The following is a 17,033-nucleotide window of genomic DNA, read 5'->3' as shown; positions in this document are numbered from 1 at the left end:
CCATGACAGACGGGCCGCCCTTGGGGACGGCCCCTACAACTACAAACTACATGCTACAAACTTTATTACAAGGTTTTCAAAGTAAGGTGCGTCGCGTCGAGGAGTTCTTCCATGGACGAGGCGCCGACGATTTCTGCGGCTTTGAGGACGATGTAGGCGCAGGCCCGGGCATCATCCAGGGCCTGGTGATGGCGGAAGGAGTAGCCGAGATAGCCGGCGACGGTATCTAATTTATGGTTCGGCAGGTCCGGCCAGACGCGGCGGGAAATTTCCACCGTACAGGCATAGGATGCCTGGGGCTTTTCCAGGTGATACGTCCGCAGCAGGCTGCGCAGGACCCGCGTATCGAAGACGGCATAGTGGGCGACCAGGATACGCCCTTCCAGGTGCGGCCGGATGCGGTCCCACAGGGCGTCGAACTTTGGTTTATGGGCGACCTGGTCCGGCGTGATGCCATGAATCTGGATATTGCCCGGATCAAAACGCATGAAAGGCGGCTGAATAAGCGTATAACCTTCTTTGACACAGCGATCATCATTCATGGTAACGGCTGCCAGGGAGCAGGCGCTGTTGGCATATTTATTGGCCGTTTCAAAGTCAATGGCCGTAAAATCGAGCATAATCTACCTTCCTTTTTTTGACAAACGAACAGATTCTATTTACAATAGCTACAAATCTTATTTCTGCGAGGTATCACCATGACGAACGAACAACGCCAATTCACGGCCCAGGGCCAGACCTTCCCGGTCATCCTGGTCCGAAAAAAAGTGAAAAACATCAATCTCCACGTCCACAGTGACGGCACGCTGTATATTTCGGCACCGGCCCGTGTCCCTTGGGAATATATCGAAGATTTCCTGCAAAAAAAGACAGATTTCATCGTCCGCGCCATGGATGAGATGGCAGAACGGAAACGTAAATTTCCCATGCTGACCCTCAGCGACGGCGATACGCTCTATCTCGCCGGCCAGCCCTATAAGCTCGATGTCCGCCTGGGACTACAAAACAGCATCCGCCGCAGCGGCCAGACAGTCTTCATGGAACTGGCCGATGATACACTGGTCATGAAACAGAAGCTATACCATAAGCTGCTGCAAAGTCTGGGGAAAAAGCTCTTTCCTGCTAGTTTATCCCGGATGCAGCCCTTATTCGACGGCCTCGCCTTGCCCGACCCAGTCCTGAAACAGCGAGTCATGCGGTCGCGTTGGGGGTCCTGTATGCCCCTCAAAGGCATCGTCACCATGAACACCTACCTGGCTATCATGCCTGAAGAAATCATCGACCACGTCATGCTTCACGAACTCTGCCATTTTCTTCAGCCCAATCACTCCCGCCATTTCTATGATGCCATGACCATCCGCATGCCCGACTGGAAGGCACGGCGCCAAGCCATGACAAAATATCTGCCTTACTGTGTCTGACGGTCTTTGGGAATCGTCGCAGCCAGTTCGGGCTGGCCGTCTTTAAAGGTCATGATGAAGACATCTTTAATCGCATCATGATTGGCATCGAGAGAAATAGTCCCGGTCGCTCCGTCATAATCGATGGTCTTTTCCAACTCCCGGGCCACGTCAGGCGCTTCTGCCGACTGGCAGCGTTCGACGGCTTCGGCCGTCATCATGAAGGCATCATAGCCGAGAGCGGCATAACTGTCCGGCCATTCTCCGTATTTTTCATAGTAAGCCTGGGAAAACCGTCTGGCCGCTTCACTGGCGTCATGACCGGCATAATGGTCCGTATAATAGACCTGGGTCAAATAGGATGTATCGACGTCCCGTTCCATCTTGGGCCCGTTCCAGCCATCGGGACCCAGCAGGGGCTGGGAAATACCGTGACTGCGCAGCAGCGTAATGGCCGGTATCGTCCAGTCATCGTAGCCGGGAAGATAGATGACATCGACATTTTCTCGCTGCAATAAGGACAGGTATTTGGTCAAATCCTGCACCTCTTCCACGGGGATATAGACGGGGACCTCACCGCCACTGGCGGCAAAGGCACTGCGGAAATATTCGGCCAGGCCCTGGGCATACGTCTTATCGGGATAATAAAAGACGGCGGCCCGCTTGACATGGAGCTGTTTCAAAGCATAATCAGCCATGGCCCGTCCCTGAGAGGCATCGATATAAGCCGCCCGGAAAATATAGCGGTAGACTTCGTGAGACTTCGGATCGACGGTGATATCCGGCTGGGTGCAGGCCGGGCTGATGAGGGGGATCTTCACGGCTTCCACATTAGGTAAGACCGCCCGCGTACAATCCGTCAGGTCCGGCCCGATGATGGCCGATACGTGGCGTACTGTCAGCTGCTGGATAGCCGCTTCGGCATCTTCCGGCTTGCCGTGGTTATCTACGGATACAATCTGGACGGGCCTGCCCAACAGTCCGCCTCGGTCATTGACCATATCCTTGGCCAGTTCGATGCCCCGTTCTGTCGAAGTCGAATAGGACATCCCCTTGCCGCTCAAAGCCAGGTTCGTCCCGATGAGGACACCCGTATTCGTCGGAGACAAGCTGCATCCACTCAGGAAAAAAGCCATAAAAAGCATACAAAAAGCCAGTATCTCCATGTATCTCTTCATAAAATCCTCCTTCCTGGGGGTAGTGAAAAAGGACTTGTCGTTCTACGACAAGCCCTTTTTTAGTTTGATGTGTGAAGTTTGATGTGTGATGTCGAGGGACATAAAATTTTCCCATCACCTCAAACTTCAAACATCAAACCCCAAACCTTTGATTAAAAGGGCCTAGCATAATAACAACTCCCCTTGTATGCTAATCCCCCTACGGCAAGAACAGCAGCGGGTTGGTCGGGGTTCCATTGACGCGGACTTCGTAATGGACGTGCGGTCCCGTGCTGCGCCCTGTACTGCCGGCTAAGGCAACAATCGAACCAGCCCGGACTTCTTGTCCTACCGTAACTAACAGCATGGAGTTATGGCCATAGCGGGTAACGAACCCATTGCCATGGTCGATTTCAACGAGGTTGCCATAACCATCGACCCAACCGGCCATAGTGACTTTCCCGGCTGCCGTCGCCCGGACCGGTGTCCCGTAGTCGACACCGATGTCGATGCCTTCGTGGAAGCCGGAGCCGCCGCCAATAGGATTGCCGCGATAGCCGAAATTGGACGTAATCGTCCCGCTGACGGGCCAGATGGAAGGCGTCGTCGACGTGCTGCTGGCATCGCCCCCTTGGCCGCCGGCCAGGGCTCCTCCCTGGTACTTATGGGTAATCTGCTGCATTTGCCGAACCTGTTCGCCTGCCGTATCGCTCAAGACCGTCTTCAAGGTGATGAAGCTGATGATGCGGGCATTACTGCGGGTTTCCAAACGCGAGGTGGCCAATAACAGGTCATTGTAGCTGGCATGAGAAAGGTCCGGAGATTTCTTCTGTCCCCCTGCTACGCCACCGTCACCTTTTGGGCTGTCACCAGCCCCCGAACCCTTGACCATTTGCCGCAGTTCCTGGTCCAGGGAATCCATCTTATCCATCTTTTCCTGGAGGGATGTCGTCTTTTCACGCATCAATTCCAGCTGTTGTTCATGCAGGGCTTCCTGTGCTTTAGTCTGCTGAAGCGAAACGAACTCGTAAATGCCGATGCCTGCAGCGATTACAATGACGACCACTGCGACAGCACAGGCGCGAACGAGTTTCTTATATTGAGCCGGTGTCACGACCAGGGGCTCCGTCCGGTCCGTTTTCAGGAACGACGGCCACCATGACGGTGTTTCCCAGGCTTTCATTCGTTGGAACCATGATTGCAGGGTGCGCATCCATGGATATATCTTGATGTGGATCTTCACACTTTTCCCCTCTTTATTATTCTTCCAGATCCTTTTGAACAGCCTGCATATCGCCGCTGTAATTCAAGGCATTGTCCAGGCTTTCCCGTTCTTCTTCGCTCATCCCGTAGAGGCATTTCCCTTCAACGATCGGTTTGGCGAAAATACGCGATTCGTTGCGTCCATAGACGCTGGAAAGGCAGAAACCGTCATTCTTCCCGTCGAGGACGGTAAAGGCAAAGCTCAGATTATTGCCGATATTGTCAAAGGCATTATATTTAACGAACCCAATTTTACGGAAACAATGGTTCTGGACAGCCATGATGTCCTTCTGCGTCTGGTGGATCATGTCGAGCGTCCCCTGCAGATTATGCAGTTTATCGACGTCGTCACGCAGCTTGGATTCGACGCTGGCTCCCGTTTCGTCTTGCATAAAAAAGGTATAATTCGTTTCTAATTTTCTGATTTTCTTGTGTAAAATGACGATATAGACGAGCAAAATCAATAAAATCAGCCCGCCAATACCGGCAAGCGCCATCAGGGCAGCCTGCATATCGACATTCAGCATTTCTTTCCTCCCATGAACTGCAAAAAATTTATATGTGAAACGAAGAAAGAGGGGACGGCGATGGGTCTTCTTTTTCTTCGGTAAGGATCGACAGCAGCCGTTCAAATTCTGCTTCCGAAGAAAAGGAAATCTCGATTTTCCCCTTTTTCCGGTCCTTCCCCACTTGGATGGCAACGTCAGTCCCCAAGGACATCTTCAGCTTATCCTGCAACCAGGCCAGGTGAGCATCCGGCTCCGGACGAGGCTTGGCCTGGCTCATCAAATGGCGCACCAGGGCTTCGGCCTTGCGGGCCGACAGGTCATGCTTCAAAATGTGCAGGGCCGCTTCACGCTGCAATTTCGCAGAAGGCAGCTGTAAAAGAGGGCGGGCCTGTCCCATGGATAAGCGTCCCGCCGCAATCCATTCCTTGATGTCAGCTGGCAGCTGCAATAACCGGACCATGTTGGCCACGTGAGACCGGCTTTTCCCGACTTTCTGCGCCGTCTGTTCCTGGGTCAAGCCGAAGTCCTTCATGAGCCGCTCATAAGCCAGGCCTTCTTCAATGGCATCCAGGTCCTTGCGCTGCAGATTCTCGACAAGGGCGATTTCAGCCGCTTCATCCGGCGTATACTTGCGGATGATGGCCGGCACCGTTTTCAAGCCGCAGCGCTTCGCTGCCCGCAGCCGCCGTTCGCCGGCAATCAGTTCATACCGGCCAGGTCCTGTCTTTTGGACGACGACGGGCTGGACAAGCCCATGCTGACGGATGGAATCCGCCAAAGCGGCCAGCCCTTGTTCATCAAAGGTCTGCCGCGGCTGATGGGGATTGGGGACAATACATTCTACGGCGATTTCTGCCGGGGCGCCCCGTTCAGCCGGGGACTCGTCGACTGCCACCATGTCCACCTCATTTCTATCAAAATTATTTTTAAAGTCTATATTATAGTATATCGTCTATCCACCATTTAATCAAATATTTATTGCCCCGATTTCATTGATTTTTCTAACAATTTCTATGGTATAATAAGAAGCAAATGTACAGATTCAGAAAGGATGTATAAAATGCCAACATTTACCGACCCCTTGCGGGAAATCGACGCCGCCAGCGTCAAAGAATATGCCTTGCAGCGCGGAGCTGCCGAACTTTCCGATGATTTCGTCCAGGAAGCGTGCCAGCGCGTCATGGAATTGGCCAAACCACAGGCCATCTGCCAGCAGTGCTTCTATGACAATACATCTCATATGGTCCTCTGCGACAGCCCCTTCACCATCAGCAGCCCGACGGCCTGCCAGCGAATCGAAGATTCAGCCATCGTCCTGATGTATGCCGTCACCTTGGGCGAAGCCGTGGAAAAAGAAGTCGATGCCTTGTTCATGAACAAAGACATCACCCGTGGCCTGGCCCTCGATTCGGCCCTGGCCGTCGCTACTGCCGGCTATACGAAACAGCTCGTCGACATGCTCGACGAAGCCGGCGCCGATAAAGGCTATAAAGCCGCCTGGATCATGAATCCCGGTACCGGTGACTGGCCAGCCGGCCAGATGGCCAACATCGCCCAGGCCGTCCACGCCGAACAAATCGGCGTTTCCCTCCTGCCCAGCGGCATGCTCATGCCGAGAAAAACCGTAACCGGCGTCATCGGCCTGAACTTCATCGGCGGCGGCTGCTCCGGCTCGTGCAGCGCCTGCGCCATGGCCGGCCATTGCGGGGAATGATTCGTGGTTCGTGATTCGTGGCTCGTAGGGGCCGTCCCAAAGGGCGGCCCCTACGGATGCCCCGATTGGGGCGTTTATTCTTGGCGAACCACGAACTACTAACAACTAACAACTTGAAAGGTCCTGCCGCATAAGCGGCAGGACCTTTCACATATTATGGTGTAATTCAGTTGTTTTTAGAAAATCTTTTTGAGGATGATCGTCTGGCTGCGGTTCGGGCCGACGGAGACGATGCCCAGGGGAACGCCCGTGAGTTCGCTGATGCGTTCGACATAGTGGCGGGCTGCTTCCGGCAATTCATCGTACGATTTGCACTTGGAAATATCGGCTTTCCAGCCCGGCATTTCTTCATAAATCGGTTCGACGTTTTCCAGGACGTCGAGGCTGGCCGGATATTCTTTCAGAATCTGGCCCTGATATTTATAACCCGTGCAGATTTTGATGGTATCCAGGTCATCGAGGATATCCAGGCGGGTAATAGCCAGGTAATCGAGGCTGTTCAGCATAGCTGCGTATTTGACGACAGCCGTATCGAGCCAGCCGCAGCGGCGGGGACGACCGGTGACAGTACCAAATTCATGGCCTGTATTGCGCAGGTATTCGCCAACTTCGTTGAGCTGTTCTGCCGGGAACGGGCCAGCGCCGACGCGGGTCGTATAGGCTTTGGCGACGCCGACGATATTTTCCATACGACGGGGGCCGACGCCAGAACCGGTGCAGGCACCGCCAGCCGTCGGATTGGAGCTGGTAACGAAGGGATATGTACCATGGTCGAGGTCGAGCATAGCAGCCTGAGCCCCTTCAAAGAGGACTTTCTTGCCTTCACTGACATAGAGATTGGCCGAATAGTTCGTATCCTTTACATACTGGCGGATCTGGTCGGCATAGCCGAGGTATTCTTTGAGGACTTCATCATAATCGAAGCCTTCGCAGCCATAATATTTTTCAAAGAGACGGTTTTTAAGGTCAATATTGACGCGCAGTTTCTTGGCAAATACATCGCGGTCCATGAGGTCGCCGATGCGGATGCCTACGCGGTTGACTTTGTCGGCATAGCACGGTCCGATGCCGTTTTTCGTCGTGCCGATCTTAGCGTCGCCCTTGAGTTTTTCATCTTCTTCATCAATGCGGATATGATACGGCATGATGACATGCGCACGCGTGGAAATTTCCAATTTGCTGATCTGCACGCCTTTGGAGGTCATGCCTTCGATTTCTTCAAGGAGGACTTTCGGATTGACAACGACGCCGCTGCCGATGATGCAGGTTTTGTCGGAAAAGAGGATCCCCGACGGCAAGAGACGCAGTGCAAAGGACTTATCGTCGACGACGACCGTATGGCCGGCGTTATTCCCACCCTGGGAGCGGATGACGACATCGGCCTTCTGGGCCAAATAATCTACGATCTTACCTTTACCTTCGTCGCCCCATTGGGTTCCGATTACCATTGCTGTAGCCATGTATTCAACATCCCTTCGTGAATTGTAAAATTAACAAACACTTGTATTATATCATACTCGCTTAATGAAGCCAACTAAAAACATCACACTTTATAAAAGGAGTAAAAAACAATGCATTGGCTTATTTCTGCAAATATTGTATAATGTTCAAGATAAACTGAAATTCATTTTATATTACCAAGGAGAGATTTCTACCATGTCATTTGATACATGTCGCATTGGCGGTATTGAAGCGAAGTGCCGCCTTGTCCGTTCTGCTACTTTTGAAGGAATGGGGAATTACGGCCTTCCGACAGAAAATCTGGCCGAAATGTATGAAAACCTGGCTGATGGCGGCGCCGGCCTCATCATCACGGGGATGATGGCGACCAATAAGATGGAACCGCGCCAGCACTGTCAGATACGCATCGACGACGATGAATGTATCGCTCCTTTGTCCCAGGTCGTCGACCGCGTCCACCAGCACGGCGGCAAAATCGTAGCCCAGCTCGTCGTCATGGGCTCAGCCATCCTCATGCCGGAAACGCCGGAAGGCGAAACGCGCATCATCTTCAGCCCCAGCGGCGTCACGGAAAAGGTCGGCAAATGGACCCAGGAATCGCAGGCCCTGACAGTCGACCAGATCCATGAATTGACGGACGCCGTCGCAAAAGCTGCCGCTCGGGCCAAAAAGGCTGGTTTCGACGGCGTCCAGTTCCACGGCGCCCACGGCTATTTGGCCAGCAAATTCCTGTCGCCCCATTTCAATACCCGCACCGATGCCTACGGCGGCAGCCTGGAAAATCGGGCCCGCTTCCTTTTGGAATGTATCGCTGCCATGCGCCAGGCCGTCGGCGCCGATTATCCCATCTGGGTTAAATTGAACTGTGCCGACTTCATGAAAGACGGCAGTCTGACCTTTGAAGAAAGCAAACAGGTCATGGCCTGGCTGGCCGACCAGGGCGTCAACGCCATCGAAGTCAGCGGCGGCAATACGTCGTCCCTGCCGCGCAAAGGCCCAATCCGGGCTATCCGCCGCACGAAGGAACCGATGTACTTCAAAGCCTATGCAGCAGAGGCAGCTGCCCTGCTGAAAGGTAAAACCGACGTCGGCGTCGTCGGCGGCTTCCGCACTATAGCCGATATCGAAGAAGCCCTGGAATCGACAGACCTGGCTTTCATTTCCATGAGCCGCCCCTTCCTGCGCCAGCCGGACCTGCCGAACCGCTGGAAATCGGGCGATACGGAACCGGCCCTGTGCATTTCCTGTTCCCGCTGCTTCGGTGCCGAAAACGTAGACTGCATTTTTAATAAAAAAGAAAAAGAAAAACAGGACGCCTAAAAAAAAAGGAACTTGCCCCATATATATAGAATAAATAAAAGTAACGGATTATTTTCACAAAAGGGGGCTGCACTATGGCGATTGTCGTCGTCCTTGCCATTTTATTCAGCTGCATACTGCTCATCCTCTGCCTGCCCATTACCTATGCCCTGACCGTCCATATCGGCACGCCCTTCCAGGTCGAAGGCCAGGGAAGCTGGGGCCGGAAGCTGGCCGATGCATCCTGGTCCTATTCCCTGGGCGAAGAACCGCATCACGAGCTGCATACCTGCTGGAAGCGCAGCCCTGCCGTGAAAGAGCCGGTAGAAACGCCGCCCCCGACGCCGGAAGAAGCCAAGAAAGCCTGGGAGGAACTGGAAAAAGAAAGCCAGCACCTCACGTATGAAGACCTGCTCCGCGAAAAAGGGCCGGAGGCCCCGGAATCGACAGAGTCAGGAAGCCCCAAAAAAAAGCCGCCGATATGCCAGCTCCTGCCGGGCATCTTCAATAGCGATTTCTTGGCGGCCTTCTTCACCTGGCTGTCCCGCCTGCTCGGCCATGGCCAGATCCGCCGCTTTACCCTGACCGGCATCATCGGCCTCCCGGAACCCCATGAAACGGGGATGCTGGCCGGCGCCCTCTATGCCATCTGTCCGGGGAGCGTCACAGACTTACAATTCAATTTCGTCGAGGAACAGTATGACTGTACCGTCCGTGCTTCGGGCCGTCTATATCCGGCAGTGCTGCTTCTGTTTACAGCCGTCTTTGCCGCCTCCCGGCCTGTACGCCGTCTATGGGCTGAGTGGCACGCTGTGAACAAGGAGGAAGAACATGGATAACTCGTACATCAAGAACAACTTGGAAGAAATTTTTGAAAGTTTCAAAGAAATGATCAAAGTCGAAACCGTCGTCGGCCAGGCCGTCCACATCGGCGATGCAATCCTGGTGCCTTTCGTCGACGTCACCTTTGGTTTCGGGTCCGGCGGCGTCAATGGCAAGACGGAAAACGGCCGCAGCAGTGCCGGCAGCGGCGGCGGCGCTAAGATGGAACCGGCAGCCATCCTGGTCATCAAAGGCGACCGGGTCGAAATGTTCTCCATCAAGAAAGATGGCTACCAGGCTTCGGCTTTTGAAAAACTCATCGCCATGGCTCCGGAAATCATCGATAAGATGAAAAAGGATAAATATATCTATATCCACGATGATGACGAAGACAAGACAGAAGGGGAAGATGAAAAGGCCTGAAGCCGTGCATGTTGTACTTTAGCAGTAAGTTTGTTATAATATACGAATAGAACATTGTAAGAAAGAGTAATTCAGCCGCTCTGCGGTACAGGAGGAATACATTATGAAACTGAAAAAACAATTGGCATCCCTTGCCGTTATGGGAATGATGAGCCTTGTCGCTGCTTCGTCGGCCTTCGCTTCCGGCGTCGGTTACGTCAACTTCGATACCTTAGTACAGTCCCACAAGGACTTCCCGAAAGTCAGCGCTCAGATGCAGGCTGCTGTCAAAGATGCTAACGAACAGTTTGCTAAAAAAGCTCCGAAAATGAAGACCGATCAGGAACGCCAGAACCTCGGCCGTGAACTCGCTCAGAACCTGAGCAAGCTGGAAAACAAGCTGATCGTCCCCATTGAAAAAGACGTCGTTTCCAAAGTCGACCAGGTCCGCAAGGACAAAGGCCTCGACTGCATCGTAGCCCAGGGTGCCATCATCTCTGGTAACGAAAACGCTACGGACGAAACAGAAGCCGTCAAAGCATTGTTGAAATAAGGATAAAAAAAAGGCGCTGTCGCGTGAAGACAGCGCCTTTTTTTTAGTGGTTCGTGGTTCGTAGCTCGTGGCGGCCTCATGGCCGCACCGTAGGGGCCGTCCTGTTAAGGCGGCCCGTTTGGATGATTTTCCTGGCAAACTGATTGGGAAATCATGCATATTCCGGAGCGGGCGCCCCACGCGGTCGCCCCTACAAATAAAAAACCATCTACTAACCACTAACAACTCCCCCTTGACATATACCCCTTGTAGGTATATTATAACCATGTACCCCATAGGGGTATTTATTTGAAAGGAGTATTCAATTATGGGCGAAAAGAAAGTCTGTCCTTGCTGCGATACGGAAAAGCATAAGTATCGCAATAAAGAGGGCAAAGAGTATAAATCACTCATTTCCCGTCTGAACCGCATCGAAGGCCAAGTACGGGGCGTGAAAAAAATGGTCGAAGACGATCGCTATTGTATTGATATCCTGACTCAGGTCAGTGCCATCCAGTCGGCCTTGAATTCTTTCAATAAGGAGCTCCTGGGCCAGCACATCAAGTCCTGCGTCGTCCACGACATCCGTGAAGGCAAAGACGAAGTCGTCGATGAACTCGTCTGCACTTTACAAAAACTCATGAAATAAAGGAGTGAGTATTTTGAAGCACGAAAAATTCACCATTACCGGCATGAGCTGCTCCGCCTGCTCAGCCCGCGTGGAAAAAGCCGTCAACAAGCTGGACGGTATCGACAAGGCCAGCGTCAACCTGCTGACCAACAGCATGCAGGCCTCGTATGATGAAAACGTCGTCAGCGAACAAGACATCATCCAGGCCGTCGTCGATGCCGGCTATGGCGCCAGCCCGGCTGAAAGCGGCAGCCCGCAGTCGGCCGGTGCGTCCCAGAAAAGCGCATCCGACATTGCCAAGGAAGAAATGAAGGCCATGAAGCACCGCCTCATCGGGTCCATCCTCTTCCTGATCCCGGTCATGTACATCGCCATGCACCACATGTTCTATGAATGGTTCGGCATCCCCGTCCCGGAAGGCTTCCAGTACGTCTTCCACGGCGATGAAAATGCCATTACCTTTGCCTTTACCCAGTTCTTATTAATCCTGCCCATCATGTACTTGAACCGCAAGTACTATGTCAACGGCTTCCGCAACCTCTTCCAGGGTGCACCGAACATGGACAGCCTGGTCGGGCTCGGCTCCATGGCCGCTGCCGTCTACGGCGTCTTCGCCATCTTCCGCATGAGCTGGGGCATGGGCCACGGTGACTGGGCCCTCGTCGCCCAGTACAGCACCAACCTGTACTTTGAATCAGCCGGCATGATCGTCACCCTCATCGACATCGGCAAGTTCCTCGAAGCCCGCGCCAAAGGCAAGACCAGCACCGCCATTGAAAAACTCATGGACCTGGCACCGAAACAGGCGACGGTCCTGCGCAACGGCGTCGAAACGGTCATCCCCGTCGAAGACCTTGTCGTCGGCGATGAAATCGTCATCCGCCCCGGTGAAAGCATCCCGGCTGACAGCGTCATTTCTGAAGGCACGACCAGCATCGATGAAGCCGCTATTACCGGCGAAAGTATTCCTGTTGAAAAACAAGTCGGCGACAAAGTCACATCGGCTACGATAAATAAGACGGGTTTCATCCACATTACAGCCCGCCGCGTCGGCGCCGATACGACCATCAGCCAGATTATCAAACTCGTCGACGAAGCCAGCGCCAGCAAGGCGCCCATCGCCAAGATGGCCGATACCATCTCTGGCTACTTCGTCCCGGCCGTCATCACTATCGCCATCATTACCGGCCTCATCTGGTACTTCGTCATGGGCGTCGATGCCGAATTTGCCTTCTCGACGGCCATCTCCGTCCTGGTCATCTCCTGCCCGTGCGCCCTGGGCCTGGCTACACCGGTTGCCATCATGGTCGGCACTGGCAAAGGGGCTGAAAACGGCATCCTCATCAAATCTGGCGAAGCCCTGGAAACGGCCCATGCCATCGATACGGTCGTCATGGACAAGACCGGCACCATCACCGAAGGCCGGCCGAAAGTTACGGACATCGTTCCCTTGAAAGGCACAAAAGAAGACCTCGTCGCCATTGCGGCAGCTCTGGAAAAAGGCAGTGAACATCCCCTGGCTGAAGCCATTACGACCTACGCCAGCGAACACCAGCTGACCGGCAAGACGGCCAGCGATTTCAAGGCCCTCTTCGGCCGCGGCGTCCAGGCCGTCATCGACAGCAAGACTTATTATGCCGGCAATATGCGCCTCATGGACGAAGCCCATATCGACACCAAAGCTATCACGGCCAGCCTCAACGCTCTGGCCGACGACGGCAAGACACCGCTCCTCTTTGCCGACGACAAGGAAATCATCGGCATCATCGCCGTAGCCGACGTCGAAAAAACGACCAGCGCCGAAGCCATTGCCGACTTTGCCAAAATGGGCATCCACGTCGTCATGCTCACTGGCGACAACCAGCGCACGGCCGAAGCCATCCGCCAGCGCCTGCACATTCCCCGGGTCATTGCCGGCGTCCTGCCGCAGGATAAAGAAAAACACATCGCCGCCCTCCAGGCCCAAGGCCATAAAGTCGCCATGATCGGCGACGGCATCAACGATGCACCGGCCCTGGCGAAAGCCGATCTGGGCATGGCTATCGGTGCCGGCACAGACGTCGCCATCGAAAGCGCCGATGCCGTCCTCATGCGCAGCGACCTCCTCGACGCCGTCAGCGCCATCCGCCTGAGCAAGGCCGTCATCAAGAATATCAAAGAAAACCTGTTCTGGGCTTTCTTCTACAATATCATCTGTATTCCCCTGGCAGCCGGGGTCCTCTATCCGGCCTTCGGCATCCGCCTCAACCCGATGATCGGCGCCGCTGCCATGAGCCTGTCGAGCTTCACGGTCTGCATGAACGCCCTGCGCCTGCGCTTCTTCAAGACGACGCACAGCACTGATGTTTCACGTGAAACATCGGCACAGGAAGCAGATAGCCCTAAAGCCACACAGGCAGCTCCGCAAAATCCGGTTCCCGAAGTGGCAGCGGCTCCGGCCCCGTTCCACTATACCCTGTCCATCGAAGGCATGATGTGCCAGCACTGCGTGGCTACGGTCACGAAAGTCCTGAAAGCCATGGACGGCGTCACCGATGCCGTCGTCGACCTGGATGGGCAGAAAGCCGATGTCTCCGCTGATAAAGCTATTTCCGCAGAGGACTTCAAAAAAGTCATCACCACTGCTGGATATACATTAAAAAATCTTATTACCCCAAAGAAAGAAGAGGATGAAACCATGGAAAAAACTTTGAAAATCGAAGGTATGATGTGCCAGCACTGCCAGAAACACGTACATGATGCATTAGCCGCTATGGACGGCGTCACAGCCGTTACGGTCGACTTGGAAGGCAAAAAAGCCGACGTCACGACCAGCAAAGACATCCCGACGGAAGACTTTGCCAAAGTCATTGCCGACGCTGGCTATGAATTGGTAAAATAAAGGTAAACGTCGTCCCCCTGCCGACTTCACTGTCCGCCCATATCCTGCCGCCATGACTGCGGACGAACTGCTGAGCCAGAGCCAGGCCGATACCACTGCCGCCGCTCTTGCGGTTCCGCGATTTTTCGCTGCGGTAAAAGTACTGGAAGATATGCTGTAAATCTTCCGGCGCAATGCCGCTGCCCGTATCGGCAATCTGAACCTGCACATAAGGCTGTCCCTTCACGGTGACGGCTAAGGTCGAAACGGTAATCGTACAGCCCGCTTCGATATAGCGGATGGCGTTGTTGAGCAGATTATAAATGACCTGATTGATACGGTCCACATCGATAGATACCTTCGGCAAATCCCTGGCCAAGTCCAAATGGACGGCCAGGGATTTTTCGTCACATAAAGGCTGGAGCATACTGACGGCCCGTTCCAGGAGAACGTTGATATCATGCGGTGCTTTATGGAGCGTCAGCTCATTAATTTCCGCCAGTGACAAGTCCCGCAAGTCCTGGATGAGGCGGCCCATGCGCAAGGTTTCATCTTCCATGGACAAGAGGACCTTCTTATCCGTCGGGATAACATCGTCGATCATCCCTTCCAGATTGCCCTGCAAGATGGCCAGGGGCGTCCGCAGTTCGTGAGCGATGTTGGCAAAGAGACGGCGCCGCATCTTATCGTTTTTCGCCAGTTCCTGGGACATGTCGTTGAAAGTCTCGGTCAGGGTCCCGACTTCATCACGGCGTTCGACGGGAACCGTCTGGCCATACGTACCGGCCTTGACTTTTTGCACGGCGTCGGTCAGAGCTGACAAGGGACGCATGATTTCCCGGACGATAAAATAACTGATGGTGACGCTGACGGCCAGCATGACCAGGCCGACCCAGAGCAACGACCGGTGGACGGCCGAGATATAGGTAATTTCCGCCGGCCCATGCCTCATGCCGTGCATCATGCCCATGCCTTGATGTCCATTGCCCATCATCTGGGACATATTCGTTAAATACTGGGAAAAATGGTTGTCCATCTGGTTATTGACCAAGATGAGCAAAATGGCGATGGTCAGGAAGATGAGGATAAAGACCATCCCGGTCAGGCGGATGACGATGCTGTCAGCTTTCTTCATGATTCCCTCCGTCGAATTTATAACCGATGCCGTATACGGTCAGGATATACGTCGGATGGGCCGGGTCGGCTTCCAGCTTCTTGCGCAGGTTGCGGATATGCGTGTCGATAGTCCGTTCATAACCTTCAAAGCCATAGCCGCCCTGTACTTTGTCCATGAGCTGCATGCGGCTGAACACCCTGTCCGGAGCCGAAGCCAAGACTTCGAGGAGATTGAACTCCGTCGGCGTCAGGGGCACCGGCTGATTTCCTTTCAAGACAGTAAACTTTTCCTTGTCGATGGTCAAATCCCGTATGGTATACGACGTCGTCTTCTGCAGTACTTCGCCGCGGGTCCGCCGCAGCAGGCTGTAAACGCGGGCAATAACTTCTTTGACGTGAAAAGGCTTGGTCACATAATCGTCGCCGCCCATATTAAGACCGACTAGGCGGTCCGTTTCATCGTCCTTGGCCGACAAGAAGATAATGGGAATATCGCTGAACTGACGGATACGGCGGCAGACCTCGAAGCCATCCATGCCGGGCATCATCAAATCGAGGAGCATAATCTGCGGTTTCTGGTTGCGCAGCGTATGCAACGCCGTCATGCCATCGTGAGCCACATAGACGATGAACTGTTCCTGCTCAAAATAAGATTTCAACAAAGCACAAAGCTTTTCATCATCATCGACGATTAAAATCGAATTCGTTCGCAAAAAATCCACCTCCCTATCATCTTCACAACCAATTTTTTTCTATTTCCTTTTGCAGCCCTTCAAACATGGTAATGTACTTCTCTTTGCTGTCTTTAATGATATTATTGGCAATTTCTTCATTATAAGAATTGACTACATTGTTCCGGTCCCGCAAGGCCTCCAGCCAGCAATCCTCATCGTCAATCAGATTTGCCTGATAAGCCATTTTGATAATTGTCCGCGATGACCCTATCTTATGCTGGCTATAGCCATTATTTTCCAATACTTCTTTCATGGCTTTCCAAGCCTGTTCAAAACAGATTTCATAAAGAGAAACCATTCCCGTTTGGACGACCGTCGAATAAGGTGGTATTTCTTTTTGTATTTCTTTGAGGTTATTCAAGGCTTTGCAGAAATTCTCATACTTTTTCATATATAACGACTCCTTCCCGTTGGATAGCGGCTCGCAGTTCAGGCTGGACCGGTTCATCTAAATCGACGACATCGAACATGAGCAGTGTCGGGATGACCTCATCGACATCAAGAGAAAACCGCGTGACATCTCCACCGCAGACAGCCAGGTCAATATCGCTGCGTTCCCAATTATCGCCACGGGCACGGGAGCCAAAAAGAATGACCTTTTGAATATCGTATTGTTTAGCCAGAACGATGATGCCCTCTAAAATCGGCTGCGCTAAATCCATCGTGTTTCCCCCTTTTTATATCAATTATAGCATGAAAAAAGGGCTTGTCGCACGTGCGACAAGCCCTTTTAGGTGCGCCCGGCATGGGCGCACTCTAATGGGTGAAAGTCCCTAAGCCGCCCGGTAGCGGGAAGGCTATAGCCAGAACCAAGGGTGTCCATCGTGAGATGGAATCTGAAGGAAGGTCGAGGCAAATCTCTGGTCTGACGAACAGAAATCACATAAGGCTAGTCATGGGGATAAGGCCGCCTAACAGGTTGAAGTCCCATAGCTACACGGAACCATGAATAGTAGATGTGGCAGACACATGGAGAGAAAGAGTGCGTTCTTACCCGGGGAGGCCTCATGGACATGATGGTGCCATATAGATTGGACATCATGGTTGAAATAAGATTTATCATGAGGAGTCAGCCGAGGCCATAGTACCTTATGGGCTATAGACCATGAGGAAAGGGCCGAATCCTAGGAGAT

Annotated in this window: 18 protein-coding genes; 8 read left to right on the top strand and 10 right to left on the bottom strand. The window is 53.2% G+C overall.

Annotated features, from left to right (window positions below; genetic code table 11):
• Positions 1 to 65: 65 nt before the first annotated feature.
• Positions 66 to 620, bottom strand: a complete 555-nt coding sequence (locus tag C6362_RS04220; RefSeq protein WP_014015510.1) for a 3'-5' exonuclease — start codon at positions 618 to 620, stop codon at positions 66 to 68.
• Between the two features lie 78 nt (positions 621 to 698).
• Here C6362_RS04220 and C6362_RS04215 point away from each other — a divergent pair, with 78 nt between their 5' ends.
• The gene (locus C6362_RS04215; protein ID WP_014015509.1) at positions 699 to 1,421 is read left to right on the top strand and encodes a M48 family metallopeptidase; all 723 of its coding nucleotides are present in this window, start codon (positions 699 to 701) and stop codon (positions 1,419 to 1,421) included.
• On the opposite strand, the gene C6362_RS04210 is transcribed toward C6362_RS04215, so the two are convergent.
• The 4 genes from C6362_RS04210 to C6362_RS04195 form a co-directional block, all read right to left on the bottom strand.
• Positions 1,409 to 2,578 carry an ABC transporter substrate-binding protein gene (locus C6362_RS04210; protein WP_014015508.1) on the bottom strand — a complete coding sequence of 390 codons (1,170 nt, stop codon included), beginning with the start codon at positions 2,576 to 2,578 and terminating at the stop codon, positions 1,409 to 1,411. The two genes, C6362_RS04215 and C6362_RS04210, sit on opposite strands and share 13 nt — an antisense overlap.
• Before the next feature lie 199 nt (positions 2,579 to 2,777).
• A complete protein-coding gene (locus C6362_RS04205; protein ID WP_014015507.1) occupies positions 2,778 to 3,800 on the bottom strand; it encodes a peptidoglycan DD-metalloendopeptidase family protein in 1,023 nt (340 codons plus the stop codon).
• 16 nt (positions 3,801 to 3,816) lie between these two features.
• On the bottom strand, positions 3,817 to 4,347 hold the full coding sequence (locus tag C6362_RS04200; protein WP_014015506.1) for a DUF4446 family protein: 531 nt from the start codon (positions 4,345 to 4,347) through the stop codon (positions 3,817 to 3,819).
• A 28-nt stretch (positions 4,348 to 4,375) separates the two neighbouring features.
• Positions 4,376 to 5,227, bottom strand: coding sequence for a ParB/RepB/Spo0J family partition protein (locus tag C6362_RS04195; protein WP_014015505.1), 852 nt, complete (start codon positions 5,225 to 5,227; stop codon positions 4,376 to 4,378).
• Between the two features lie 162 nt (positions 5,228 to 5,389).
• Here C6362_RS04195 and C6362_RS04190 point away from each other — a divergent pair, with 162 nt between their 5' ends.
• The gene (locus C6362_RS04190; RefSeq protein WP_014015504.1) at positions 5,390 to 6,043 is read left to right on the top strand and encodes a hypothetical protein; all 654 of its coding nucleotides are present in this window, start codon (positions 5,390 to 5,392) and stop codon (positions 6,041 to 6,043) included.
• Between the two features lie 176 nt (positions 6,044 to 6,219).
• Here C6362_RS04190 and C6362_RS04185 read toward each other — a convergent pair whose 3' ends face one another.
• Positions 6,220 to 7,503, bottom strand: a complete 1,284-nt coding sequence (locus tag C6362_RS04185; protein ID WP_014015503.1) for an adenylosuccinate synthase — start codon at positions 7,501 to 7,503, stop codon at positions 6,220 to 6,222.
• A 196-nt stretch (positions 7,504 to 7,699) separates the two neighbouring features.
• Here C6362_RS04185 and C6362_RS04180 point away from each other — a divergent pair, with 196 nt between their 5' ends.
• From C6362_RS04180 to C6362_RS04155, 6 genes are all read left to right on the top strand, one after another.
• Positions 7,700 to 8,824 (top strand): NADH:flavin oxidoreductase, encoded by a 1,125-nt coding sequence (locus C6362_RS04180; protein ID WP_014015502.1) that lies wholly within the window; start codon positions 7,700 to 7,702, stop codon positions 8,822 to 8,824.
• 74 nt (positions 8,825 to 8,898) lie between these two features.
• Positions 8,899 to 9,642 (top strand): hypothetical protein, encoded by a 744-nt coding sequence (locus tag C6362_RS04175; RefSeq protein WP_014015501.1) that lies wholly within the window; start codon positions 8,899 to 8,901, stop codon positions 9,640 to 9,642.
• Complete coding sequence (locus C6362_RS04170; protein WP_014015500.1) at positions 9,635 to 10,048, top strand: GerW family sporulation protein; 414 nt, start codon at positions 9,635 to 9,637, stop codon at positions 10,046 to 10,048. Before C6362_RS04175 ends, C6362_RS04170 begins: the two co-directional genes overlap by 8 nt.
• A 103-nt stretch (positions 10,049 to 10,151) precedes the next feature.
• Positions 10,152 to 10,580 carry an OmpH/Skp family outer membrane protein gene (locus C6362_RS04165; protein ID WP_014015499.1) on the top strand — a complete coding sequence of 143 codons (429 nt, stop codon included), beginning with the start codon at positions 10,152 to 10,154 and terminating at the stop codon, positions 10,578 to 10,580.
• 307 nt (positions 10,581 to 10,887) lie between these two features.
• Positions 10,888 to 11,208 carry a metal-sensing transcriptional repressor gene (locus tag C6362_RS04160; protein ID WP_014015498.1) on the top strand — a complete coding sequence of 107 codons (321 nt, stop codon included), beginning with the start codon at positions 10,888 to 10,890 and terminating at the stop codon, positions 11,206 to 11,208.
• A gap of 13 nt (positions 11,209 to 11,221) precedes the next feature.
• Positions 11,222 to 14,071, top strand: a complete 2,850-nt coding sequence (locus C6362_RS04155) for a heavy metal translocating P-type ATPase (RefSeq protein WP_014015497.1) — start codon at positions 11,222 to 11,224, stop codon at positions 14,069 to 14,071.
• On the opposite strand, the gene C6362_RS04150 is transcribed toward C6362_RS04155, so the two are convergent.
• Genes C6362_RS04150 through C6362_RS04135 form a run of 4 tightly spaced genes read right to left on the bottom strand, consistent with a single transcriptional unit; the run spans position 14,037 to position 16,562 of the window.
• The gene (locus tag C6362_RS04150; RefSeq protein ID WP_014015496.1) at positions 14,037 to 15,185 is read right to left on the bottom strand and encodes a sensor histidine kinase; all 1,149 of its coding nucleotides are present in this window, start codon (positions 15,183 to 15,185) and stop codon (positions 14,037 to 14,039) included. The two genes, C6362_RS04155 and C6362_RS04150, sit on opposite strands and share 35 nt — an antisense overlap.
• A complete protein-coding gene (locus tag C6362_RS04145) occupies positions 15,172 to 15,888 on the bottom strand; it encodes a response regulator transcription factor (RefSeq protein ID WP_232501481.1) in 717 nt (238 codons plus the stop codon). The genes C6362_RS04150 and C6362_RS04145 overlap by 14 nt, the downstream gene beginning before the upstream one ends.
• 13 nt (positions 15,889 to 15,901) lie before the next feature.
• Entirely contained in the window at positions 15,902 to 16,291 is a 390-nt protein-coding gene (locus C6362_RS04140) for an HI0074 family nucleotidyltransferase substrate-binding subunit (protein WP_014015494.1), read from the bottom strand.
• The gene (locus C6362_RS04135; protein ID WP_014015493.1) at positions 16,278 to 16,562 is read right to left on the bottom strand and encodes a nucleotidyltransferase domain-containing protein; all 285 of its coding nucleotides are present in this window, start codon (positions 16,560 to 16,562) and stop codon (positions 16,278 to 16,280) included. The genes C6362_RS04140 and C6362_RS04135 overlap by 14 nt, the downstream gene beginning before the upstream one ends.
• Positions 16,563 to 17,033: the final 471 nt, after the last annotated feature.

Origin of the sequence: Megasphaera elsdenii DSM 20460, assembly GCF_003010495.1 — a bacterium.
Lineage (GTDB): Bacteria > Bacillota > Negativicutes > Veillonellales > Megasphaeraceae > Megasphaera > Megasphaera elsdenii.
Note: the sequence above shows the minus strand (reverse complement) of the source record. Positions and strands in the feature narration are given on the sequence as shown.